Raw genomic sequence first — 22,387 nt, forward strand, 5'->3', positions numbered from 1 at the left:
GCCAACCTCCTGGTTGTTTTGGGATTTCCACATCCTTTCCCACTTAGCCACGAATTAGGGGCCTTAGCTGTAGGTCCGGGTTGTTTCCCTCTCCACGACGGACGTTAGCACCCGCCGTGTGACTCCCGGATAGTACTCTCAGGTATTCGGAGTTTGGTTGGGTTTGGTAAGACGGTAAGTCCCCCTAGCCCATCCAGTGCTCTACCCCCTGAGGTATTCATCCGAGGCGATACCTAAATATCTTTCGCGGAGAACCAGCTATTTCCCAGTTTGATTGGCCTTTCACCCCTAACCACAAGTCATCGGAGCCTTTTTCAACAGGCACCCGTTCGGTCCTCCAGTGAGTGTTACCTCACCTTCAACCTGCTCATGGCTAGATCACTAGGTTTCGGGTCTAATACAACGAACTTGACGCCCTATTCAGACTCGCTTTCGCTACGCCTTCGCCTATCGGCTTAAGCTTGCTCGTTAAATTAAGTCGCTGGCCCATAATACAAAAGGTACGATGTCACCCAGAACGAATCTTGGGCTCCATCTGTTTGTAGGTGTCCGGTTTCAGGTCTATTTCACTCCCCTCGTCGGGGTGCTTTTCACCTTTCCCTCACGGTACTGGTTCACTATCGGTCGCTGAGGAGTACTTAGGCTTGGAGGGTGGTCCCCCCGCGTTCAGACAGGATTGCACGTGTCCCGCCTTACTCGTGGATACATCATCGCATTACTCGTACGGGGCTATCACCCTCTGAGGCCCAGCTTTCCTGACTGGTTCCGATTGTCTTTGATGTATCACTGGCCTGGTCCGCGTTCGCTCGCCACTACTAACGGAGTCTCTGTTGATGTCCTTTCCTCCAGGTACTTAGATGTTTCAGTTCCCTGGGTTTGCTTGAAACCTCCTATGTATTCAGAAGTCTCATACCTTCTCTTGATAACCGGAAATCCAAAACCTCTTCGATCGAAATCTAAAGGCCTAGGCATCTTCCATTATCTGGTCGAACCCCACACCGATGTCTTTCGACAAAGGTCTTGGAGTTCCGGCTATCGAAGGTGGGTTTCCCCATTCGGAAATCCGCGGATCAAAGCTTCTTCGCAGCTCCCCACGGCTTATCGCAGCGTAGCACGTCCTTCATCGCCTCTCAGCGCCAAGGCATCCACCGAACACCCTTAAGGCACTTGATTGCTCTCATTATCAATGTCCACACACTCGGCAGAATGTTGTCTGCAGAACTGCCTTGCGGCACGCGCCCTCGATGAACGCTATCTGCAGCCGGACAATGATTAGAAAGACCAGCTTGCTTCGTAAGATCGTTCCGATAGCGAGGCGGTCAAGCTTCGCTAAAAGGATCATTTACAACTCGCCCGTCTTTCAAGTTTGACCTTGAAGGACGCGTGAGCGCCGAAATGATCCGGAGATAATGAAGTATCGCGCAGAAATCTTCTGCACGATCCAACTCGGATCGATCTCCTCTTTACGATGTCAGAAATCACGCAGCCTGCTGTCCATCCGGACTAGCAAGTGCGAAGTGATGTTTCGCGGACGATTTAGGTGCACGATCAGTCGATGATCAAACCATCTGGTGGAGCCAGACGGGATCGAACCGACGACCTCATGCTTGCAAAGCACGCGCTCTCCCAGCTGAGCTATGGCCCCGTAACCAGAAGACGAATGCTCACTCGATGAAAGTGGTGGGCCTGGGAAGACTTGAACTTCCGACCTCACGCTTATCAAGCGCGCGCTCTAACCAACTGAGCTACAAGCCCCTAACGCTATCCTATCAAGGACTAGGGTCTTGGCGTGCAGCAACCGGCGACTAGCGCCAAATGCAATCGCACAGCGCAGCCCCGGCGCGTGTTCGTCCGCGAAGAAAGAGAAACGAAGACGGCGAAATCCCGCCAATGCAGCTCAACAATCCTGACGACTGTTGGCCACTGATGTTTCTAAAACGATCCGATAGTGAGCCGAAGCTCGCTGAAGGATCATCCTTAGAAAGGAGGTGATCCAGCCGCAGGTTCCCCTACGGCTACCTTGTTACGACTTCACCCCAGTCGCTGACCCTACCGTGGCCGGCTGCCTCCATTGCTGGTTAGCGCACCGTCTTCAGGTAAAGCCAACTCCCATGGTGTGACGGGCGGTGTGTACAAGGCCCGGGAACGTATTCACCGTGGCGTGCTGATCCACGATTACTAGCGATTCCAACTTCATGGGCTCGAGTTGCAGAGCCCAATCCGAACTGAGACGGCTTTTTGAGATTTGCGAAGGGTCGCCCCTTAGCATCCCATTGTCACCGCCATTGTAGCACGTGTGTAGCCCAGCCCGTAAGGGCCATGAGGACTTGACGTCATCCCCACCTTCCTCGCGGCTTATCACCGGCAGTCTCCTTAGAGTGCTCAACTAAATGGTAGCAACTAAGGACGGGGGTTGCGCTCGTTGCGGGACTTAACCCAACATCTCACGACACGAGCTGACGACAGCCATGCAGCACCTGTGTTCCAGGCTCCGAAGAGAAGGTCACATCTCTGCGACCGGTCCTGGACATGTCAAGGGCTGGTAAGGTTCTGCGCGTTGCGTCGAATTAAACCACATGCTCCACCGCTTGTGCGGGCCCCCGTCAATTCCTTTGAGTTTTAATCTTGCGACCGTACTCCCCAGGCGGAATGCTTAAAGCGTTAGCTGCGCCACTAGTGAGTAAACCCACTAACGGCTGGCATTCATCGTTTACGGCGTGGACTACCAGGGTATCTAATCCTGTTTGCTCCCCACGCTTTCGTGCCTCAGCGTCAGTATCGGGCCAGTGAGCCGCCTTCGCCACTGGTGTTCTTGCGAATATCTACGAATTTCACCTCTACACTCGCAGTTCCACTCACCTCTCCCGAACTCAAGATCTTCAGTATCAAAGGCAGTTCTGGAGTTGAGCTCCAGGATTTCACCCCTGACTTAAAGACCCGCCTACGCACCCTTTACGCCCAGTGATTCCGAGCAACGCTAGCCCCCTTCGTATTACCGCGGCTGCTGGCACGAAGTTAGCCGGGGCTTATTCTTGCGGTACCGTCATTATCTTCCCGCACAAAAGAGCTTTACAACCCTAGGGCCTTCATCACTCACGCGGCATGGCTGGATCAGGGTTGCCCCCATTGTCCAATATTCCCCACTGCTGCCTCCCGTAGGAGTTTGGGCCGTGTCTCAGTCCCAATGTGGCTGATCATCCTCTCAGACCAGCTACTGATCGTCGCCTTGGTAGGCCGTTACCCTACCAACTAGCTAATCAGACGCGGGCCGATCTTTCGGCGATAAATCTTTCCCCGTAAGGGCTTATCCGGTATTAGCACAAGTTTCCCTGTGTTGTTCCGAACCAAAAGGTACGTTCCCACGCGTTACTCACCCGTCTGCCGCTGACGTATTGCTACGCCCGCTCGACTTGCATGTGTTAAGCCTGCCGCCAGCGTTCGCTCTGAGCCAGGATCAAACTCTCAAGTTGGACTTGAACTTTGAACCGGCTGATCACAACGTTTGACGAGGTCCCACCATTTTTCATCGACCGAAATCGACGAGCTGCCTGCGATTCACATCGCTGGCAACGATGGTGTTTCCTTTAAAACGTGTACCGCCGAAGTCTTTCGTCCGGTCTCGATCAGAAAAGCCGAAGCTTTTCAGAGCCGAGACCCGCAAGGACTCCGCCGTCCACGTTTCTCTTTCTTCATCTTCACTTGTCAAACAGCCCGGGACCGGAGAGGCCCCAACCTTCCTGAGAGGAAGGGTTCCGACACCCTTACCGACGATGGATGAACTCCAACCGACTGGTGTCGGCTGTTGTGTCACTCAACAAGGTGAGGAGCATCAGTGGCGCGTTCGCTCGCCTTGGTCAGTGACCCGGCGGCGCCGCGCTCAGTGGTTGGGGTTATAGGCCCCACCTTCCGGGCTGTCAACGCCAATCGTCAACAAATCGTCGCACAGTGGATTGTTGAAAAAAATTCAGTGATTCCAGTCGATTAGAGAGGGCATGAGCGCGCCGACCGCGGCCGCGCCGCAAAAAATCTCAAAAAAAGTTTGCGCCCCAGGGAGCTCCGGAAGGGCTCCGGAAGCGGCTTCGGGCGCCCTCCCCGGACGGGCTCGGCCGGTCGCCCCTTCAGGAAACTTTTTCCATATTAGGCGCCGTACTAGAGCCACAATCCCGCGGCGTTCTGATAAGAGACAAGCTTGAATCGCGGGGATGCCAGTGGGGGCTGCCGGCGGTTTGCGTGGGGTCAGAGGAAGGCGATCATACGATGAAGCGGCCTTCTTCAGACATTCGAGAGACATCGAGAGATCTTTTTCCGCTTAGCTGTTCGTAATTTCGGCCGGCCCGTCATCAGGGCCTTCTGACCGCGAGCGCCTGTGCGGCTTGCCGTTTCCTGCGATGCCCCTCCAAGAGGGCGACCAGGGAGGGGCTCGAAACCGGGCTGGTATGGGCCTCTTGGGTCGTTGATTGGGGGACTTGGGTTGAACCACAGGACGTCACGCGGCGCTTACGGGCGTGAGACCGGGATCATCGATCTCGGCCACGAGCCGCCGCTTTCCGTCGATGGTTCCGAAGCCGCCGTCATCGACCGCCGTCGTGTTTCGGTCCAATGGTTCAGCGGGACAATTCTGACCGGACTTTGCGGCGCAGCCCTGATCGGCGGCGCCGTTTTCGCTTCGCTCGACGGCGAGATGACCTTCGCCAAGGTGCCGGAGCGGGTCGAAGGCGCGCTGCGTGGCGCGTTTGGCGCAGCTGATCGCGCCGCCACGCTGCACAAGAGCGACCGCCTGCCGCCACCGAACGAATCCACCGCATCGCGCAACATCGTGCGCGTCTCCACGGTGGCCCGCGTCGGCAATCGCGACGTGATGCGGGTGCGTCCCTTCGTCCGGATCGCCGGCAATCTGTCGATGACGACGAGCGACCTGTCGGCAAAAATTCCGCCGTTCAACGCCCAGCGCCTTCTCACCGACGTCGGCTCCGATCCGAAGACCGCCGCCGACGATCCCAACAACCCCGAAGCGGTCGAACCCGACGCCGAGGTCTCCTTCGTCACCAAGGACCTGTCGCCGGTGCTGCCGAAGGCCAAGATTTCCGCGGTGGTGGCGCTCGACGACATCCTGATGCGGGTCCGCGATGCCGCCAACTGGCGCGGCAATGGCGGGGTGCGCTACGCCTCGCTCGCCAATGCCACCGCCGACGTTTCCGGCGCGTCCGACATGAAGATGGCCTACGCCACCGAAGTGTCGCCGTCGGATCCCTATGCCGGCTTCGAGACGCGCGTGGTGCCGGAAAACGTCACGCTGCTGCCGAAGACCAAGGAGCAGATCACCGGCGGCAATCCCAACGGCGAGCGCGTCCATCTGGTCAAGAAGGGCGACAGCGTCGCCTCCGTCCTGCGCGATCTCGGCGCCACGGCGGACGAGATCAAGGCGATCGCCGCGACGCTCGGCCCGCGCGGCCGCGACGGCGGCCTGAAGGAAGGCGAGAAGCTCCGCATCCTGATGGCGCCCGCAAGCCCCGGTGCCCGGCTCCAGCCCTATCGCGTCGTGGTTGCAAACGACACCATGGTCGAGGCGATCGCGGCGCTGTCCGACCTCGGCAAATACGTCGCGGTCGACGTCTCCAGCATGAACACCGTCGCTGATGCCACGGCCAACGCCAACAGCGACGACGATGACGACGATGACGGCACCGGCGTGCGGCTCTACCAAAGCATCTACGAGACCGCGATGCGCAACAAAGTGCCGATGCCGGTCATCGACGACATGATCAAGATCTACTCCTACGACGTCGATTTCCAGCGCAAGGTGCAGCCTGGCGATTCCTTCGACGTGTTCTACGCCGGCGAAGACGAGGGCGTGACGTCGAACGAAAAGAACGACGTTCTGTTCGCTTCCCTCACGGTCGGCGGCGAGACCAAGAAATACTACCGCTACCAGAGTCCCGACGACGGCGTCGTCGACTACTACGACGAGAGCGGCAAGAGCGCGAAGAAGTTCCTGGTCAGGAAGCCCGTCAACAACGCCATCATGCGCTCCGGCTTCGGCGGCCGCCGCCATCCGATCCTCGGCTATGTGAAGATGCACACCGGCGTCGACTGGGCCACCGCCTACGGCACGCCGATCTTCGCCTCCGGCAACGGCGTGATCGAGAAGGCCGGCACTGAGGGCGGATACGGCAAATACATCCGCATCAAGCACAACAACGGGTACGAGACGGCCTATGGCCACATGTCGGCCTTCGCCAAGGGCATGGAAGCCGGCAAGAAGGTCCGCCAGGGCCAGGTCATCGGCTTCGTCGGCTCGACCGGCGCGTCGACCGGCCCGCACGTGCACTACGAAATCCTCGTGAACGGCCGCTTCGTCGATCCGCTGCGCGTGAAACTGCCGCGCGGCCGATCGCTGGAAGGCCCGATGCTGGCCGGCTTCGAGAAGGAGCGCGACCGGCTCGACGGCATGATGAGCGGCCGGGGCGGCGCCATCGCCCGTATCTCGGATGCGACCGGCGGACCGTTGCAGGTCACCAACCGGTAGGCCGGCAACCGGCCGACATCGACCGGACATCTTCACCAACACGGTTGAATGGGACGCTTTCGAAGCGACGCCGCCTTACGCCGACACAACGTCAAGTTTCGTTTGCCAAAGCCGGATGACGGGCGAATACTTTCCAAAAATGGGAGGTCACGCCATGAAGAACAGGCTTGCCTGCACAGCCGTCATTGCTGCGATTTTCTGCACCACGAGCGCGTCAGCCCAGAAATTACCGGAGATTTGGGAGGTCACGAAACTCGTCCCCGGCTCGGCGTTCCATGGCGTGCATGGGCTCGGGATCGACAAGGCCGGCCATCTGTTTGTCGGCAGCGTCGCCGGCGCCATGCTCTACGAAGTGGACATCGCCGGCGGTACCGCCAAGGTTGCAATCCCGGCTCCGATCGGAATGGCCGACGACATCGCATTCGCGCCCGACGGCACCATGGCCTGGACCGGCTTCCTGGCCGGCGATCTCTATTCGCGCAAGGGCGACGGCCCGATCAAGAAGCTCGCCTCCGGCCTTCCCGGCATCAATTCGCTGGCCTTCCGCAAGGACGGCAGGCTCTACGCCACGACGGTCTTCCTCGGCGACACGCTCTACGAGATCGACGTCGAAGGCGTCAAACCGCCGCGTCAGATCATGGAGAAGATGGGCGGCCTCAACGGCTTCGAGTTCGGTCCCGACGACAAGCTCTACGGCCCGCTCTGGTTCAAGGGACAGGTCGCCAAGGTCGACGTCGACAAGGCCGAGCTGACGGTGGTTGCCGACGGCTTCAAGGTCCCGGCCGCGGTGAATTTCGATTCCAAGGGCAATCTGTGGGTGGTCGACACCGCGCTCGGCCAGCTCGTTCGAGTCGATCCCAAGTCGGGCGCCAAGACCATGGTCGCGCAGCTGAAGCCGTCGCTGGACAACCTCGCGATCGACGAGAAGGACCGCATCTACGTCTCCAACATGGCCGACAACGGCATCCAGGAAGTCGATCCGGCCAGCGGCCAGGCCAAGCAAATCATCATCGGCAAGCTCGCGTTGCCCGGCGGCATCGGCGTCACCTCGGAGAATGGCAAGGATACGATCCACGTCGCCGACGTGTTCGCCTATCGCACCGTGGACGGTACGACCGGCGAGGTCACCGAGAAGGCGCGCATGCATGCCGCCGGCGTCACGCTCGAATATCCGATGAGCGCGACGGCAAAGGGCAACGACGTGATCCTGTCGAGCTGGTTCACCGGCACGGTGCAGGTGATCGACAACAAGACCGGCGCGACGCGCGACATGCTGCATGACTTCAAGGCGCCGCATGATGCGATCGTGCTCGAGGACGGCAGCATCCTGGTGGCCGAGCTCGGCACCAAATCGCTGGTCCGCGTCAGCGGCGAGCACGGCAAGGACCGCACCACGCTGATCGGCGACCTCGAGGGTCCGGTGGGGCTCGTCGCCGGATCGCGTGGCGAGGTCTATGTCACCGAAGCCTTCGCGGGTGTCGTGTCCAAGATCGAGCAAAACGGCGAGAAGACCGTGCTCGTAAAGGAGTTGAAGATGCCCGAGGGCCTCGCACGTACCAGCGACGGCAAGCTGATCGTGGCGGAAGTCGGCGCCAGGCGGCTGATCGAGATCACGCCGGAGGACGGCAAGATCACCGAGATCGCGGCCGATCTCCCGATCGGCCTTGCGGGCGCACCCGGCGGCCTGCCGACCCACATCCCGACCGGCGTCGCCATCGGCGCCACCGGCGTCATCTATTTTTCCTCCGACATCGAGAATGCGATCTACAAGGCGGTGAAGAAGTAGCGTCTGCCAGCGGAATCCGGCTGCGGGGGAACCGGCGCGCGGGTTCCCGGTTAGAGGCTAACGGGACCGACCAGCAGGAGGATCGCCCCATGACGCGCCTCTCACGCGACGATGTCGTCAAGGCCGTGGATCGGGCCGACGAGGTCACCATTGCCCAGATTATCGGGACCGGCGCGACCGTCGAGGAGCTCGCCGAAGCCCAGGCCTGGCTCGCCAATGACGAGCCGTTGATCAACGATTTGCGACCGCTGGCGCAGGGACGGGTGCGCGAGCTGGTCGATATCCTGTCCGAGCTTGAAGAAGAAGACGACGAGGCTGGACCGGCCGAGCCCGGCTCCGCGTCCGCCGTCGGCTAGGATCAGCCCAAAACAATTCGCCCCGGAGAAGTGAACCTCTCCGGGGCGATCTGTCGTTTCAGGCAGCGATGACGCTCAGTTCAGCTTCCGCTTCGACGCCGGCGCCTCGAACTGGGCGATCTCCGCGGTTTGCGGGGCCTTGCCGTTGAAGGTCAGCACGTTGCCTTCGGACGAGATCGCGACGTTGTCGCCGTCCTTGACGTCGCCGGCCAGGATCATCTCGGCGAGCGGGTCCTGGAGGTAGCGCTGGATCACCCGCTTGAGCGGCCGTGCGCCGTAGGCGGGATCCCAGCCCTTGGCGGCGAGCCAGTCGCGGGCCGCGCCGTCGAGCGTCAGCACGATCTTGCGATCGGTCAGCAGCTTCTGCAGCCGGGCGAACTGGATCTCGACGATCCGGCCCATCTCGCTCCTCTGCAAGCGATGGAACAGGATGATCTCGTCGACACGGTTGAGGAATTCGGGGCGGAAATGTCCCCGCACCATTCCCATCACCTGCTCGCGCACGGCCGACGTGTCTTCGCCCTCGGGTTGATTCACCAAGAACTCCGAACCGAGGTTCGAGGTCATGATGATCAGCGTGTTGCGGAAATCGACGGTGCGGCCCTGGCCATCGGTCAGGCGGCCGTCGTCGAGCACCTGCAACAGGACGTTGAAGACGTCAGGATGCGCCTTCTCGATCTCGTCGAACAGCACGACCTGGTAGGGCCGGCGCCGCACCGCTTCGGTGAGCGCGCCGCCCTCGTCATAGCCGACATAGCCCGGAGGCGCGCCGATCAGCCGCGAGACCGAATGCTTCTCCATGTACTCGGACATGTCGAGGCGGACCATCGCGGTCTCGTCGTTGAACAGGTACTCCGCCAGGGCCTTGGTCAGCTCGGTCTTGCCGACGCCGGTGGGGCCCAAGAACATGAACGAGCCCATCGGCCGGTTCGGGTCCTGGAGGCCGGCGCGGGAGCGGCGCACGGCGGTTGCGACCGCATGGACGGCTTCGGCCTGGCCGACGACGCGCTTGCCGAGGGAGTCCTCCATCTTCAGAAGCTTGTCCTTCTCGCCCTCCAGCATCTTGTCGACGGGCACGCCGGTCCAGCGCGAGACCACCTGCGCGATGTGATTGGCGGTGACCGCCTCCTCCATCATCTCGCCGGAGTTCTCCTTGGCCTCGATGTCCGCGAGCTGCCGTTCGAGCTCGGGGATCCGGCCATAGGCCAGCTCGCCGGCCTTCTGGAATTCGCCGCGGCGCTGGGCATTGGCGAGCTCGACACGCAAGCCGTCGAGCTCGGCCTTGAGCTTCTGCGCATCGGAGAGCTTGTTCTTCTCCGCGCTCCAGCGCGCCGTCAACGACGCGGATTTTTCCTCGAGCTCGACGAGTTCCTTTTCAAGCGTCTGCAGGCGGCTCTTCGAACCGGCGTCGCTCTCCTTCTTCAATGCTTCCTGTTCGATCTTCAGCCGGATGATTTCCCGATCCATCGAATCGAGCTCCTCCGGCTTCGAATCGACCTGCATCTTCAGGCGCGCGGCGGCCTCGTCCATGAGGTCGATCGCCTTGTCCGGCAGGAAGCGGTCGGTGATGTAGCGGTTGGACAATGTCGCGGAGGCAACAAGCGCGGAATCGGTGATCCGCACGCCATGGTGCTGCTCGTACTTGTCCTTCAGTCCGCGCAGGATCGAGATGGTGTCCTCGACCGAGGGCTCGCTGACGAAGATCGGCTGGAAGCGCCGCGCCAACGCCGCATCCTTCTCGACATGCTTCTGGTACTCGTCGAGCGTGGTCGCGCCGATGCAGTGCAGCTCGCCGCGGGCGAGCGCCGGCTTCAGCAGGTTCGATGCGTCCATCGCGCCGTCGCCCTTGCCGGCCCCGATCAGCGTGTGCATCTCGTCGATGAACAGGATGAAGGTGCCCTCGCTCCCGGTCACTTCCTGGAGCACGGCCTTCAGCCGCTCCTCGAACTCGCCGCGGTATTTCGCGCCGGCGATCAGTGCGCCCAAGTCGAGCGAGAGCAGCTTCTTGTCCTTCAGGCTCTCCGGCACGTCACCGTTGACGATGCGCAGCGCGAGGCCCTCGGCGATGGCGGTCTTGCCGACGCCGGGCTCACCGATCAGGACGGGATTGTTCTTGGTCCGGCGCGAGAGCACCTGGATGGTGCGGCGGATCTCCTCGTCGCGGCCGATGACCGGGTCGAGCTTGCCGTCGCGCGCGGCCTGGGTCAGGTCGCGGGCATATTTCTTCAGCGCGTCATAGGCGTTCTCGGCGGTCGCCGAGTCGGCAGTGCGGCCCTTGCGCAGGGCCTCGATCGCCGCGTTGAGGTTTTGCGGGGTGACACCACCCTTGCTGAGGATCGTGCCGGCCTCGCTGGTCTTCTCCAGCGTGAGGCCGAGCAGCAGCCGCTCGACGGTGACAAAACTGTCGCCGGCCTTCTCGCCGGCCTTTTCGGCGGCATCGAAGGTGCGCGCGAGCTCTGGCGCCAGATAGATCTGCCCGGCGCCGCCGCCGGAGACCTTCGGCACCTTGTTCAGGGCGTCCTCGGTCGCCTTCAAAATTGCGCGGGAATTGCCGCCGGCACGGTCGATCAGACCGGCAGCGAGCCCCTCATTGTCGTCCAGCAGCACTTTCAGAACGTGCAGGGTCGAAAACTGCTGGTGCCCCTCGCGCACCGCAAGCGACTGCGCGGACTGGATGAAGCCCCTGGAGCGTTCGGTATACTTCTCGATGTTCATCTTTTCTTTCCCTCGGCCTGCCCATGGAGCCCTCTAAGGCACTCCAAACGGCATCTTCATTGGGTTTCCGATTACCGCATTGACGTTTCTCAACCGGTAACGGTCGTTATTTACCGACGCTGCCGCCGGCCTGAGGCAGATGTGGGAAGCGGGCTGCGGGAGCGAAAGAGGCGTCTTCACAATTTCGTGCGCGCATCGGCCCGCTTGGCGCGGCGTGGCCGAATCCCCTAAGTAGCGCCATGACAGCCAGCCAGACCGCCGAGATTACCGGCCTCTACCGCTATCCCATCAAGGGCCTCACCCCGGAACCCCTGCCCCGCGTTGCCTTGCGGGTCGGCCAGACCCTGCCCGCCGACCGCCGCTACGCCATCGAGAACGGCCCGAGCGGGTTCGATCCCGAGGCGCCGGCCTGGAAGCCGAAAATCCAGTTTCTGATGCTGGCGCGCAATGAGCGGCTGGCTTCGCTCGACAGCCGGTTCGAGGACGCGACCAACCGCCTGACCATCCGCAAGGACGGCCAGATCGTCGCCGGCGGCGATCTGGAGACCGCCGCCGGGCGCGCCGCCATCGAGCGCTACTTCAGCGAAAACTTTCAGCCGGAGCTGAAGGGCCCGCCAAAAGTCCTGTCCGGCCGCGACCACAGCTTTTCCGACGTCGCCCGCAAGGTCGTCTCCATCATCAATCTGGACAGCGTCCGCGCGATCGAGGCCATGCTCGGCGGCACCGCCGTGCATCCCCTGCGCTTCCGCGCCAATCTCTACGTGAAGGGCTGGCCGGCCTGGTCCGAACTCGACCTCGTCGGCCAGACGCTCGCGATCGGTCAGGCCCGGTTGCAAGTGGTCAAGCGCATCGTCCGTTGCCCGGCCACCAACGTGGACCCGGTGACGGCAAAGCGCGACCTCGAGATTCCGCCGACGCTTTCGCGGCATCTCGGACATATGGACTGCGGCATCTATGCCGAGGTGATCACCGATGGCGAGATCGGCGTGGGGGATGCGGTCGCGGTGGAAGAGCCGAAGCTGGTGTGAGCTTCGTAGGGTGGGCAAAGCGAAGCGTGCCCACCAACTTTATCTCTGCGGAGCGAGATGGTGGGCACGGCGCTAACGCGCCTTTGCCCACCCTACGCTCCCTCACCTCAGTTCGGCATCACATACGCATAGATGCGGCCGCGCGAGACCGGCGCCTCGCGGACGCGGTTGCCGTTGTTGCCGGAGATCATGATCGGATTTCCCTGCGCGTCGACGCCGGTGATGATGCCAACGTGGCCGCCCCGGCCGCCGCGCGACATCACCGCGATGGCACCGACCTGCGGGCCGGAGACACGCGTGCCGTAACGCGCGAATGAATTCGCCATGTCCGAGCCGGTGCCCCGGTGGCCGGTCTTCTCAAGCACCATGTTCATGAAGCGCGCGCACCACAGGCTGCCACGCCCGGTCGGGTTGCCGCCGAGATAACGGCGCGCCTCGGACACGAGGCCCGATCCGCCGCCGAAGCCGCTGCTCATACCCATGTTGCCGGCGCTGCCATTGTCGCCAGCGCTGCTCTTGTTGACAGCGTGGCTCATGTTACGGGCGCGGCTCACTTTGCCGGCGCGGCTCACGTTTCCACCGATGCCCATTTCACCGCCGCCCAGATAGCGCGTGTCACCCATGCCGCCGCTATTGGCGTTCGGATCGTAGCTGGCCTGCGTGTCCATGAATCCGCTGGCCTGCAACTGCGCCGCGCTGCGCTCGAAGCGCGAGCTGCGGGCCTGGTGCCGGTAATGATGATATCTGCTGGCGTGATGCGCGTAAGCGTGCCGCTCTGCGCTATGACGATGCGGCCGTGCCGAGGCCGGAGACGAGAACGCGGCGACCGCCGCGAAGAACAGCGCCAGCGCGACAACACAACGCGACAGGCGAGACGCAAACAACTCGAACATTAGTCATCCTTCGTTGACACCCCCACTTCCCAGCCGGCCCGTGCGCGGCCGACATCCCTCGGGCCGTTAAGCCGCCCCATGTGGCGAGAAAAAGACACCGTGCCGGTGAATAGCTGGGTTGATTTTGTGTCGGTGCCGGCCTGACGCTGCCGCATTGCGGACAACAGCATTAACTGCGATCCTTCACATGCGGCTAGAAGAGAGGGAAACGGTTAATGCCCCACGCCACGACCAGGGACGACGTCCGCATCTATTTCGAGGAAGCGGGCCAGGGAACGCCGATTATTTTCCTGCACGAATTCGCGGCCGACTACACCAATTGGGAGCCGCAGATGCGCTACTTCTCGCGCGGCCACCGCTGCATCACCTATTCGGCGCGCGGCTACACGCCGTCGGACGTGCCTGAGGGCGAGGTCTACACCTACACGCATTTCTACACCGACGCGCTCGCGGTGCTCGATCATCTCAGGATCGACCGCGCGCATCTCGTCGGGCTCTCGATGGGCGCTTATTCGTCGCTTCAAATCGGACTGAACGCGCCGCAGCGGGCGCTGTCGATGACGCTCGCCGGCGTCGGCTCCGGTTCGGAGATCGAGAATCTCGACGCCTGGCGCAGGCAATGCCGCGCCAATGCCGAGCAATTCGAGACGCTCGGCTCCACGGAGGTGGCGAAAGTCACGCGCGAGGCGCCGAGCCGGATTCCCTTCCTGGTCAAGGACCCACGCGGCCACGCCGATTTCTACGCCGCGCTGGCGCGGCACGATGCCAGGGGATCGGCGCGCACGATGCGCGGCTTCCAGGGCGGCCGTCCCTCGATCTACACCATGACGGACGCGATCAGGGGCGTCGCGACGCCGGCGCTGATCATCTGTGGCGACGAGGATGACCCTTGCGTCGGGCCGAGCCTGTTCCTGAAGAAGCATCTTCCGGCCGCGGGCCTCGCGATGTTTCCGAAGTCGGGGCACGTGCTCAACCTCGAGGAGCCCGCGCTGTTCAACGAGACCGTGGAGCGGTTCGTCACGCTGGTGGAAGCAGGTCGATGGCCGGCGCGCGATCCGAGGTCGGTGGCGGCGCAATAGTTTACCCTGTCATTCCGGGGCGCTCGAAGAGCGAACCCGGAATGACGCCTACGGCGTCACTTCCCCTGCCCGCGCGTGAGCAGAAACACGCCCTGCTCGCCGAACATATTCCACACCCACCAGGGCAGGTTCAGCGGCACCGGGCGGCCATAGAGATCGAGCGCCACCGAGCGTTCCATCTTGACGTTGATCTCGTCGCAGAGCTCGACGAAATCCTTGATGGTGCAGAAGTGGATGTTGGCGGTGTCGTACCAGGTCGCGGGCAGGTTCTCGGTGCGCGGCATGTGGCCGCCGATCAGGAGCTGGAGCCGCATCTTCCAGAAGCCGAAGTTCGGGAACGAGACGATGGCGCGGCGGCCGATGCGCAGGAGATTTTCCAGCACCACACGCGGCTGCCGCGTCGCCTGGAGCGTCTGCGACAGGATCACGTAGTCGAAGGCATCATCGGGATAGTTCACGAGGTCGGTATCGGCGTCGCCCTGCACCACCGCGAGGCCCTTGGCGACGCAGCGGTTGACGCCCTCGCGCGACAATTCGATGCCGCGGCCGTCGATGCCGCGGGTCTCCAGAAGCTGGAGCAGATCACCGTCGCCGCAGCCGACATCGAGCACCTTGGAGCCCGGCTTGACCATCTCGGCGACGAGCAGATGGTCGGCGCGAAAATGACCGGACTGTTCCGCGCTAAGGCCGCCCAGCGGCAGCACTTCCTGCACTGACATCCTAGCCACCCCTGCCGTTGAGTCCGCGCGCCTTGCCGGCCGATTCCAGGAAGGCGCGGGCAATGTCGAAGAATTCGGGCACGTCGAGCAGGAAGGCGTCATGGCCGCGATCGGTCTCGATCTCGGCGAACGATACCCGCGCGCTCGACGCATTCAGCGCATGCACCAACGCGCGCGATTCCGAGGTCGGGAACAGCCAGTCGCTGGTGAAGGAGACCACGCAGAAGCGCGTCTTGATGCCCGCGAACGCCTTCGCCAGCACGCCGCCATGGTCGCCGGCGATGTCGAAATAGTCCATCGCGCGCGTCAGATAGAGATAGGAGTTGGCGTCGAAGCGCTCGACAAAGGACGAGCCCTGGTAGCGCAGATAGGACTCGACCTGGAAGTCGGCGTCGAACGAGAAGGTCGGCAGGTCGCGGTCCTGCATGCGCCGGCCGAACTTGCGATGCAGCGCCGCGTCGGAGAGATAGGTGATGTGCGCCGCCATCCGTGCGACCGCAAGGCCGCGATGCGGATGGATGCCGCGATCGGCGTAGCCGCCATTGTGCCAGTCGGGATCGGCCATCACAGCCTGGCGACCGAGCTCGTGAAAGGCGATGTTCTGCGCCGAGTGCCGCGTCGAGCAGGCAATTGCCAGCGCGGAATACACGCGCTCGGGGTAGGCCGCCGTCCATTGCAGCACCTGCATGCCGCCCATCGAGCCGCCGACCACCGCGAACAGCGTGTCGATGCCGAGCCGGTCGATCAGCATCGCCTGCGCGCGAACCATGTCAGGGATGGTGATGACCGGGAAATCCAGGCCCCACACTTTGCCGGTCGCGGGATTGATCGAGGCCGGCCCGGTCGAGCCCATGCAGCCACCGATCACATTGGCGCAGATGATGAAGTATTGGCTCGGATCGAGCGGACGGCCCGCACCGACGAGGGTTTCCCACCAGCCGGGCTTGCCGGTGACGGGGTGCACATTGGCGACATGCTGGTCGCCGGTCAGCGCATGGCAGATCAGGATCGCGTTGGAGCGATCGGCGTTGAGCTCGCCATAGGTCTGGTAGGCGATCTGGAACGGGGTGAGATCTATGCCGCAGTCGAGCGGCAACGGCTGATCAGCGCCGAAATGCGCGACGAGCGAGCTCGGATGATCCACCTCATGCGACCGCTCATCGGCACTGATCGCGGGACTGGATATCGACGTGACGCCAACCATCTGACCATCGACCTCGTTTGCGATCCGACTTCAGACCGCTACTTGCATCAGGCCATAAAAAACCCGGCCTGAACGATAGGTTCGGCCGGGATCGGAAGCGTCCCCGGCCTGTTTAGCGAGTTTTTTAACGTGGCTGCAAGCCGGCCGGCTCAAATGACCACGGAACAGGCAAAACTTAACGGCTTGGACGGTTTTCGTCAAGATACGGTCCTGATTGACCAAATTCGTCCCCGTCGCGTCAGCCGAAAAGGCCCGATTTCCCTTTGCATTTCTCTTTGCTTTCGCCGCTCCGACTGCCTAATCAAGACATCGACCGCGGCGGGTCCGACCTGATGGACCCGCATTGGAACGCCTCTCAACAGCACTTGCCAGATATGTCCCAACGTCCGCCCGCGCCACCATCGTTGCAGGAATTGCGCAAGGAGATCGACGCGATCGACGAGGGCATGCATCGCCTCCTGATGCAGCGCGGCGACATCATCGACCGCCTGATCCAGGTGAAGCAGACCCAGGAGGTGGGCTCGGCGTTCCGGCCTGCGCGCGAGGCCGACATGATGCGGCGGATCGTGGAGCGCCATCGCGGCATCCTGCCGCTCGACACGGTCGAGAGCATCTGGCGCGTCATCATCGCGACGTTCACTTACGTGCAGGCGCCGTTCGCGGTGCATGCCGACATCTCGGTGAGCGAGCCCGCGATGCGCGATTCCGTGCGATTCCATTTCGGCTTCACCGTGCCTTACGTCGCGCATTTCAGCGCGCAGGCCGCGGTCGAGGCGGTCGCGAAATCCAAGGGCGATCTGGCGCTGGTCTCGGCGACTTCCAGCCGCACCCCGTGGTGGCTGGAGCTGGAAGCAGAAGGCGCACCGAAGATCATCGCGCGGCTGCCCTTCGTCGAGCGTGCCGACCATCCGGCCGCGCTGCCCGTGTTCGCGATCTCGCGCGTCGCCGACAGTGCCCTGGTGACGGAGGTGGAGACTTTCAGCGTGCGCGTCTCGGGGTGGAATGCCGAGATCGCGCGGGCGCTGTCGCCGCTCGCCGACATCGTGGCGGTGCCCGATACCGCCTTCGATGGCGCCGCGCTGCTGGTCTCGGTCACGAGCGCGAGCAGCATCGACAAGATCAAGGCTGCCCTGATCGAGGCGGGGGCCTCGGTGCGCTCCACGGCCCTCGTCGGCAGCCACGCGACGCGCTATACGGTGCCCCCGACCGGGTCGAAATCGTAAGTTACGAGCCGCCTGCCATTCCGGAGTTGAAGATGTCCCGCCCCGTGCCGAACCCCGGCATTCTCGATATTGCGCCCTACACGCCCGGCAAGAGCCCGGTGCCGGAGCCGGGCCGCAAGGTGTTCAAGCTCTCGGCCAACGAGACGCCGTTCGGCCCCTCACCCAAGGCGATCGAGGCCTTCAAGAAGGTGGCTGATCATCTGGAAGACTATCCGGAAGGCACCTCGCGAGTGCTGCGCGAAGCCATCGGCCGCAGCTTCGGCCTCGACCCCAACCGCATCATCTGCGGCGCCGGCTCGGACGAGATCCTCAACCTGCTCGCCCACACCTTTCTCGGCCAGGGCGACGAGGCGATCTCGACCACGCACGGCTTCCTGGTCTACCCGATCGCCACCATGGCAGTCGGCGCCAAGAACGTCATTGCACAGGAGAAGAATCTCACCTGCGACGTCGACGCCATCCTCAAGGCTGTGACGCCGAAGACGAAGCTGGTGTGGCTCGCCAATCCGAACAACCCGACTGGCACCTATATTCCGTTCGACGAGGTCAAGCGCCTGCGCGCCGGCCTGCCCTCGCACGTGCTGCTGGTGCTGGACGCCGCCTATTGCGACTACGTCTCGCGCAACGATTACGAGATGGGCATCGAGCTCGTCGCCACCACCGAGAACACCGTGGTGACGCACACCTTCTCCAAGATCCACGGCCTCGCCGCGCTGCGCATCGGCTGGATGTTCGGGCCCGAGCACATCATCGACGCGGTCAACCGCATCCGCGGTCCGTTCAACGTGTCGACGCCGGCAATGTACGCCGCGGTCGCCGCGATCGAGGACACCGCGCATCAGGCGATGTCGAAGCAGTTCACCGAGACCTGGCGCAACTGGCTGACCGAAGAGATCGGCAAGCTCGACCTGAAGGTGACGCCGAGCGTCGCCAATTTCGTGCTGATCCACTTCCCGACCGACAGGGGCAGGACCTCGGACGACGCCGACGCCTTCCTCACGAAGCGAGGCCTCGTGCTGCGGGCATTGAAGAATTACGGCCTGCCGCATTCCCTGCGCATGACCATCGGCACCGAGGAGGCCAACCGCCTCGTCGTCGACGGTTTGCGCGACTTCATGGCCGGCAAATGAGCGTACAGCCGCACTTCCAGCGCATCGCCCTGATCGGCTTCGGCCTGATCGGCGGCTCGATCGCGCGCGCTGCGAAGCTCCAGGGCCTGGCCGGCGAGATCGTCACCACCGCGCGCTCGGAGAAGACGCGCGCGCGCGTGCTCGAGCTCGGCATCGTCGATCAGGTCGTGGCGACCAATGCGGAAGCGGTGAAGGATGCCGATCTCGTCATCCTCTGCATTCCCGTCGGCGCCTGCGGACCGGTGGCGCAGGAGATCGCCGCGCATCTGAAGCCCGGCGCGATCGTCTCCGACGTCGGCTCTGTGAAGGGCGCGATCGTCAGGGACATGGCGCCGCATCTGCCGAAGACCGTTCATTTCGTGCCGGCGCACCCCGTGGCGGGCACCGAGCACTCGGGGCCGGATTCCGGCTTTGCCGAGCTCTTCATCAACCGCTGGTGCATCCTCACCCCGCCGGAAGGCGTCGACGCGTCGGCCACCGATCGCTTGCGCGCCTTCTGGGCGGCGATGGGTGCCAAGGTCGAGGTGATGACGCCGGATCATCATGATCTCGTGCTCGCGATCACCAGCCATCTGCCGCATCTGATCGCCTACACCATCGTCGGCACCGCCGACGAGCTGGCGCAGGTGACGGAATCGGAAGTGATCAAGTTCTCCGCCGGCGGTTTTCGCGACTTCACCCGCATCGCGGCGTCCGACCCGACGATGTGGCGCGACGTCTTCCTCGCCAACAAGGAAGCCGTGCTGGAGATGCTCGGCACCTTCACCGAGGATCTGGCAAAACTCACCCGCGCGATCCGGCGCGGCGACGGCGAAGCGCTGTTCGACCACTTCACCCGCACCCGCGCCATCCGTCGCGGCATCGTCGAGATCGGCCAGGATTCGGCGGCGCCCGACTTCGGCCGGCCGCATGCGGCGCTGAAGAAGCCGTAGCTCCTGTCATTCCGGGGCGCCCGAAGGGCGAGCCCGGAATCCATTGGGCCACAGCGCACGCGGTGAAATGGATTCCGGGTTCGATGCTACGCATCGCCACGGAATGACGAGAGAGGTTTCAATACAGCGGCGGAATCTGGCCGACCTTGACCGGGCCGAGCAGCACGGCGCCGTCGACGAACTTCAGCGGGAAGCTGCGGGCCTTCTTGCCTTCCAGCGTGCTCTCGGTGCCGATCGAATTGATGCCGGCGGCGACGCCGGCATTGGCGTTCTGCTTGATGACCTTGCCGAGGCCGGGAACGGCGCGATCGAGCGCGCCGAACAGATTGTTGAGATCCTGCGACTTCACGCCGGGCGCGACGCGGTCGAGGGTTGCCTGCGGCACACCCTCTTCCAGCATCTTCTCGATACCCAGCGCCGGGATCACGCGCTCGAGGCCCGTCACCGTCATCTGCAATTCGCCGTCGAGTCGGCCATTGGCCGAGAGCCCGAGCGTGCCGGCCGCGACCGCGATCATCTCGCCCTGCTGGATCCGCGACTGCACGATCTCGATATGGCCGCCGGCGGCCTGGATCTCGCGGAAGCGTTGCGGCCATGGCTTTGGGGTGAGGTCGGAGAGCCCGGTGACCTTGGCGCGCGTGTCCGCCTCGAACGGCTCGGCGAGCAAGGGGTGAACACCCTGGATGCTGCCCTGCGCGACGTGGAGCACGGTCTCGATCACGGGATGATCGGACGGCGATCCGTCCGCGAGGCGCCCGTGCAGCTCGACCTGCTTGGCGCGCGCGAGCGGCACCTGCACGCTGCCGTCGAGCCGGTTGATGACGGGATCGTCGAACACGATGGAGGCGCGGTCCGGCACCGCCGGCAGGCCGACCACGCTGCTGCGGCCCTTGCTCCAGTTCACCACGAAGGTGTTTTGCGTAACGCCGTCGGTGAGGGTCGCCGGCGCCGAGAATTCGGCGATGACGCGCTTGGGATCGTAGACCTGGGCGACGACCAGGATGTTGTCGAGCCTCGCCGTGAACGGCGTCTTGCTCGCGTTCTGCGAGACCAGGGCGACGCTGGCGCCGGAGCACTGGACCTCGAAGCGGAACGGGAAGCCCGCGATCGAGCGCTTGGCGCAATCATAGATGCGGCCGGACTTGGCCTCCTGCGCGCGCCAGGCGTCTGCGGCGATTTCGGCCTGCGAAGCGGCGTAGAACCAGAAGCAGCTCCACGCGACGGCGAGGATCAGGAGGAGAATGGGTGCGATGAAAAGGCCCCAACGGGGGCGGCGGCCTGCGGCAACGGTCAGATTGGACATGCGGCGACCCTTTGGCCTCAGATTTTGTCAAATGTAAGCGAGGTTGGCTTGCTCCGAAAGGCGGAGAATTCGCTTCGCTTGGGGGCGCGGTTCTGGTAGCCGTGCCCGCCATGTCGGAAATCACCCTCCCCTCCGTCACGACAGCCAACGGCGACCTCTGGGTGTTCGGCTACGGCTCGCTGATGTGGCGGCCGGGCTTCGAATTCGAGGAGCGCGTCCCGGCGCGGCTGGTCGGCGAGCATCGTGCGCTCTGCGTCTATTCCTTCGTGCATCGCGGCACGCCGGAGAAGCCGGGCCTGGTGCTCGGGCTCGATCGCGGCGGCGCCTGTCGCGGCATCGCGTTCCGCGTCGCCGAAAAGAACCGTGCCGACGTCGTCGCCTATTTGCGCGAACGCGAGCAGGTGACGTCGGTCTACCGCGAGGTGATGCGCTCGGTGTGGCTGGAGAACGATGCGCGGCAGCGCGTCTCCGCACTCGCCTATGTCGTCGACCGCGGCCACGTGCAATATGCCGGCCGGCTGTCGCTCGCCGATCAGCATCGCCACGTGCTCCAGGGGCACGGCCAGTCCGGGGCCAACCGCGACTACGTGACGGCGACGGTGAAGGCGATCGAGGCCGAAGGCTTTCGCGACACGCAACTGCATCAGCTCGCGACGATGCTGCATGGGGAAGCGCATTCCCTGCACGCGCCGGCTCCGAGCGAAGATCGCGAAAGCCGCTAGCTGCCAGTCGGCGCGTAGCTCGGCGCCGAACCGATCAGCTGCTCCTGCTCCTTGCGGCCCGCTTCGACGAGGCGGTCGGTCGCCTCTTCGATCGCCGTTTGCACGCGGGAGAGATACTCGTCCTTCGGCAGGCCCGGCGGCAGCGGATCGAGAAACTCCACCACCAGCGTGCCGGGATAGCGCATGAAGGTGCGGCGCGGCCAGAACAGGCCGGAATTGAGCGCAATCGGCAGACACGGCACGCCGCAGGACGAATAGATCTGCGCAAAACCGGTCTTGTAGTCGGAGGGCGCGCCCGGCGCGCGGCGCGTGCCTTCCGGAAAGATCACGAGCTGGCGGCCGCTGCGCACCGCGTCGCGCGCCCGCCGCGTCATGTCCAGCAGCGCCTTCACGCCGGCCTTGCGGTCGATCGCGATCATCCCGGTCTTGACCAGGAACTGACCGAACACCGGGATCTGCATGAGCTGACGCTTGAGGATGAAGATCGGGCGGTCGAAGAATCCCGGCAGCACGAAGGTTTCCCAGAACGACTGATGCTTTGCCACGATCACCAGCGGCCCCTGCGGGATCTTCTCCTGCCCGCGGAATTCCACCTTGATGTTGCAGATCACCCGCATCAGGACCAGCGTCGCCTTCGCCCACCATTGCGCGACCGTCAGCATGGCGCGCGGAGGCATTGCAAAGGTCGGCAGCGCCACGATCGCGAGACACACCAGCACGGCGTAGAACAGCACGTTGAACACGAGCGAGCGCAGGAAAATCAAGAACATC

Annotated in this window: 15 protein-coding genes, 2 tRNA genes, 2 rRNA genes and 1 riboswitch (1 of these 20 cut by a window edge); of the genes, 9 read left to right on the forward strand and 10 right to left on the reverse strand. The window is 63.3% G+C overall.

What is annotated here, in order from left to right:
- The 4 genes from EI171_RS41720 to EI171_RS41735 all read right to left on the reverse strand — a co-directional run.
- Positions 1-1,173, reverse strand: a 23S ribosomal RNA gene (locus EI171_RS41720); it reaches 1,701 nt to the left of the window's first position.
- Between the two features lie 396 nt (positions 1,174-1,569).
- A tRNA-Ala gene (locus EI171_RS41725) sits at positions 1,570-1,645 on the reverse strand.
- Between the two features lie 33 nt (positions 1,646-1,678).
- Positions 1,679-1,755 (reverse strand) — tRNA-Ile (locus EI171_RS41730).
- A 226-nt stretch (positions 1,756-1,981) separates the two neighbouring features.
- Positions 1,982-3,470: ribosomal RNA gene (locus EI171_RS41735) — 16S ribosomal RNA — on the reverse strand.
- The 16S and 23S rRNA genes sit together here with 2 tRNA genes alongside, the layout of an rRNA operon.
- Before the next feature lie 1,001 nt (positions 3,471-4,471).
- On the opposite strand from EI171_RS41735, the gene EI171_RS41740 reads away from it, so the two are divergent.
- The 3 genes from EI171_RS41740 to EI171_RS41750 all read left to right on the forward strand — a co-directional run bounded on the left by EI171_RS41740 (position 4,472) and on the right by EI171_RS41750 (position 8,668).
- Complete coding sequence (locus tag EI171_RS41740) at positions 4,472-6,526, forward strand: M23 family metallopeptidase (RefSeq protein ID WP_038965357.1); 2,055 nt, start codon at positions 4,472-4,474, stop codon at positions 6,524-6,526.
- Positions 6,527-6,680: 154 nt separating this feature from the next.
- On the forward strand, positions 6,681-8,312 hold the full coding sequence (locus EI171_RS41745) for an SMP-30/gluconolactonase/LRE family protein (protein ID WP_161536640.1): 1,632 nt from the start codon (positions 6,681-6,683) through the stop codon (positions 8,310-8,312).
- 89 nt (positions 8,313-8,401) lie between these two features.
- Entirely contained in the window at positions 8,402-8,668 is a 267-nt protein-coding gene (locus tag EI171_RS41750) for a hypothetical protein (protein WP_011084222.1), read from the forward strand.
- A gap of 75 nt (positions 8,669-8,743) precedes the next feature.
- Here the strand turns inward: EI171_RS41750 and clpB are convergent, their stop codons facing one another.
- Positions 8,744-11,383 (reverse strand): ATP-dependent chaperone ClpB, encoded by a 2,640-nt coding sequence (clpB, locus tag EI171_RS41755; protein WP_011084221.1) that lies wholly within the window; start codon positions 11,381-11,383, stop codon positions 8,744-8,746.
- Between the two features lie 239 nt (positions 11,384-11,622).
- Here clpB and EI171_RS41760 point away from each other — a divergent pair, with 239 nt between their 5' ends.
- Complete coding sequence (locus EI171_RS41760) at positions 11,623-12,411, forward strand: MOSC domain-containing protein (protein ID WP_161536641.1); 789 nt, start codon at positions 11,623-11,625, stop codon at positions 12,409-12,411.
- 107 nt (positions 12,412-12,518) lie between these two features.
- On the opposite strand, the gene EI171_RS41765 is transcribed toward EI171_RS41760, so the two are convergent.
- On the reverse strand, positions 12,519-13,304 hold the full coding sequence (locus EI171_RS41765) for a TIGR02594 family protein (protein ID WP_161536642.1): 786 nt from the start codon (positions 13,302-13,304) through the stop codon (positions 12,519-12,521).
- 215 nt (positions 13,305-13,519) lie between these two features.
- Between EI171_RS41765 and EI171_RS41770 the strand changes: the two genes are divergently transcribed.
- A complete protein-coding gene (locus tag EI171_RS41770; RefSeq protein ID WP_028173532.1) occupies positions 13,520-14,383 on the forward strand; it encodes an alpha/beta fold hydrolase in 864 nt (287 codons plus the stop codon).
- A 56-nt stretch (positions 14,384-14,439) separates the two neighbouring features.
- On the opposite strand, the gene metW is transcribed toward EI171_RS41770, so the two are convergent.
- Together metW and EI171_RS41780 are read right to left on the reverse strand one after the other, a co-directional pair.
- Positions 14,440-15,102 (reverse strand): methionine biosynthesis protein MetW, encoded by a 663-nt coding sequence (gene metW / locus EI171_RS41775; protein WP_028173533.1) that lies wholly within the window; start codon positions 15,100-15,102, stop codon positions 14,440-14,442.
- A gap of 1 nt (position 15,103) precedes the next feature.
- Positions 15,104-16,306, reverse strand: coding sequence for a homoserine O-acetyltransferase (locus EI171_RS41780; protein WP_011084216.1), 1,203 nt, complete (start codon positions 16,304-16,306; stop codon positions 15,104-15,106).
- Between the two features lie 91 nt (positions 16,307-16,397).
- Positions 16,398-16,477, reverse strand: a riboswitch (SAM riboswitch).
- 203 nt (positions 16,478-16,680) lie between these two features.
- On the opposite strand from EI171_RS41780, the gene EI171_RS41785 reads away from it, so the two are divergent.
- Genes EI171_RS41785 through EI171_RS41795 form a run of 3 tightly spaced genes read left to right on the forward strand, consistent with a single transcriptional unit; the run spans position 16,681 to position 19,591 of the window.
- The gene (locus EI171_RS41785; protein ID WP_011084215.1) at positions 16,681-17,529 is read left to right on the forward strand and encodes a chorismate mutase; all 849 of its coding nucleotides are present in this window, start codon (positions 16,681-16,683) and stop codon (positions 17,527-17,529) included.
- Between the two features lie 32 nt (positions 17,530-17,561).
- Complete coding sequence (gene hisC, locus EI171_RS41790; protein WP_161536643.1) at positions 17,562-18,659, forward strand: histidinol-phosphate transaminase; 1,098 nt, start codon at positions 17,562-17,564, stop codon at positions 18,657-18,659.
- Complete coding sequence (locus EI171_RS41795; RefSeq protein WP_011084213.1) at positions 18,656-19,591, forward strand: prephenate/arogenate dehydrogenase family protein; 936 nt, start codon at positions 18,656-18,658, stop codon at positions 19,589-19,591. The genes hisC and EI171_RS41795 overlap by 4 nt, the downstream gene beginning before the upstream one ends.
- A gap of 118 nt (positions 19,592-19,709) precedes the next feature.
- Here the strand turns inward: EI171_RS41795 and EI171_RS41800 are convergent, their stop codons facing one another.
- On the reverse strand, positions 19,710-20,894 hold the full coding sequence (locus EI171_RS41800; protein WP_060910122.1) for a DUF2125 domain-containing protein: 1,185 nt from the start codon (positions 20,892-20,894) through the stop codon (positions 19,710-19,712).
- A 110-nt stretch (positions 20,895-21,004) separates the two neighbouring features.
- On the opposite strand from EI171_RS41800, the gene EI171_RS41805 reads away from it, so the two are divergent.
- A complete protein-coding gene (locus tag EI171_RS41805; RefSeq protein ID WP_028173537.1) occupies positions 21,005-21,616 on the forward strand; it encodes a gamma-glutamylcyclotransferase in 612 nt (203 codons plus the stop codon).
- On the opposite strand, the gene EI171_RS41810 is transcribed toward EI171_RS41805, so the two are convergent.
- Complete coding sequence (locus EI171_RS41810) at positions 21,613-22,386, reverse strand: 1-acyl-sn-glycerol-3-phosphate acyltransferase (RefSeq protein WP_028173538.1); 774 nt, start codon at positions 22,384-22,386, stop codon at positions 21,613-21,615. The two genes, EI171_RS41805 and EI171_RS41810, sit on opposite strands and share 4 nt — an antisense overlap.
- Position 22,387 lies beyond the last annotated feature (1 nt).

Origin of the sequence: Bradyrhizobium sp. LCT2 (assembly GCF_009931255.1) — a bacterium.
Taxonomy (GTDB): domain Bacteria; phylum Pseudomonadota; class Alphaproteobacteria; order Rhizobiales; family Xanthobacteraceae; genus Bradyrhizobium; species Bradyrhizobium diazoefficiens.

Bases quoted from the DNA above. Each gene is read 5' to 3' on its own strand.
- EI171_RS41770 (WP_028173532.1), top strand. From the start codon at position 13,520: ATGCCCCACGCCACGACCAGGGACGACGTCCGCATCTATTTCGAGGAA.
- EI171_RS41805 (WP_028173537.1), top strand. From the start codon at position 21,005: ATGTCGGAAATCACCCTCCCCTCCGTCACGACAGCCAACGGCGACCTC.
- clpB (WP_011084221.1), bottom strand. From the start codon at position 11,383: ATGAACATCGAGAAGTATACCGAACGCTCCAGGGGCTTCATCCAGTCC.
- EI171_RS41750 (WP_011084222.1), top strand. From the start codon at position 8,402: ATGACGCGCCTCTCACGCGACGATGTCGTCAAGGCCGTGGATCGGGCC.
- hisC (WP_161536643.1), top strand. From the start codon at position 17,562: ATGTCCCGCCCCGTGCCGAACCCCGGCATTCTCGATATTGCGCCCTAC.
- EI171_RS41785 (WP_011084215.1), top strand. From the start codon at position 16,681: ATGTCCCAACGTCCGCCCGCGCCACCATCGTTGCAGGAATTGCGCAAG.
- EI171_RS41745 (WP_161536640.1), top strand. From the start codon at position 6,681: ATGAAGAACAGGCTTGCCTGCACAGCCGTCATTGCTGCGATTTTCTGC.
- EI171_RS41795 (WP_011084213.1), top strand. From the start codon at position 18,656: ATGAGCGTACAGCCGCACTTCCAGCGCATCGCCCTGATCGGCTTCGGC.
- EI171_RS41760 (WP_161536641.1), top strand. From the start codon at position 11,623: ATGACAGCCAGCCAGACCGCCGAGATTACCGGCCTCTACCGCTATCCC.
- EI171_RS41765 (WP_161536642.1), bottom strand. From the start codon at position 13,304: ATGTTCGAGTTGTTTGCGTCTCGCCTGTCGCGTTGTGTTGTCGCGCTG.
- EI171_RS41800 (WP_060910122.1), bottom strand. From the start codon at position 20,894: ATGTCCAATCTGACCGTTGCCGCAGGCCGCCGCCCCCGTTGGGGCCTT.
- metW (WP_028173533.1), bottom strand. From the start codon at position 15,102: ATGTCAGTGCAGGAAGTGCTGCCGCTGGGCGGCCTTAGCGCGGAACAG.
- EI171_RS41780 (WP_011084216.1), bottom strand. From the start codon at position 16,306: ATGGTTGGCGTCACGTCGATATCCAGTCCCGCGATCAGTGCCGATGAG.
- EI171_RS41810 (WP_028173538.1), bottom strand. From the start codon at position 22,386: ATGTTCTTGATTTTCCTGCGCTCGCTCGTGTTCAACGTGCTGTTCTAC.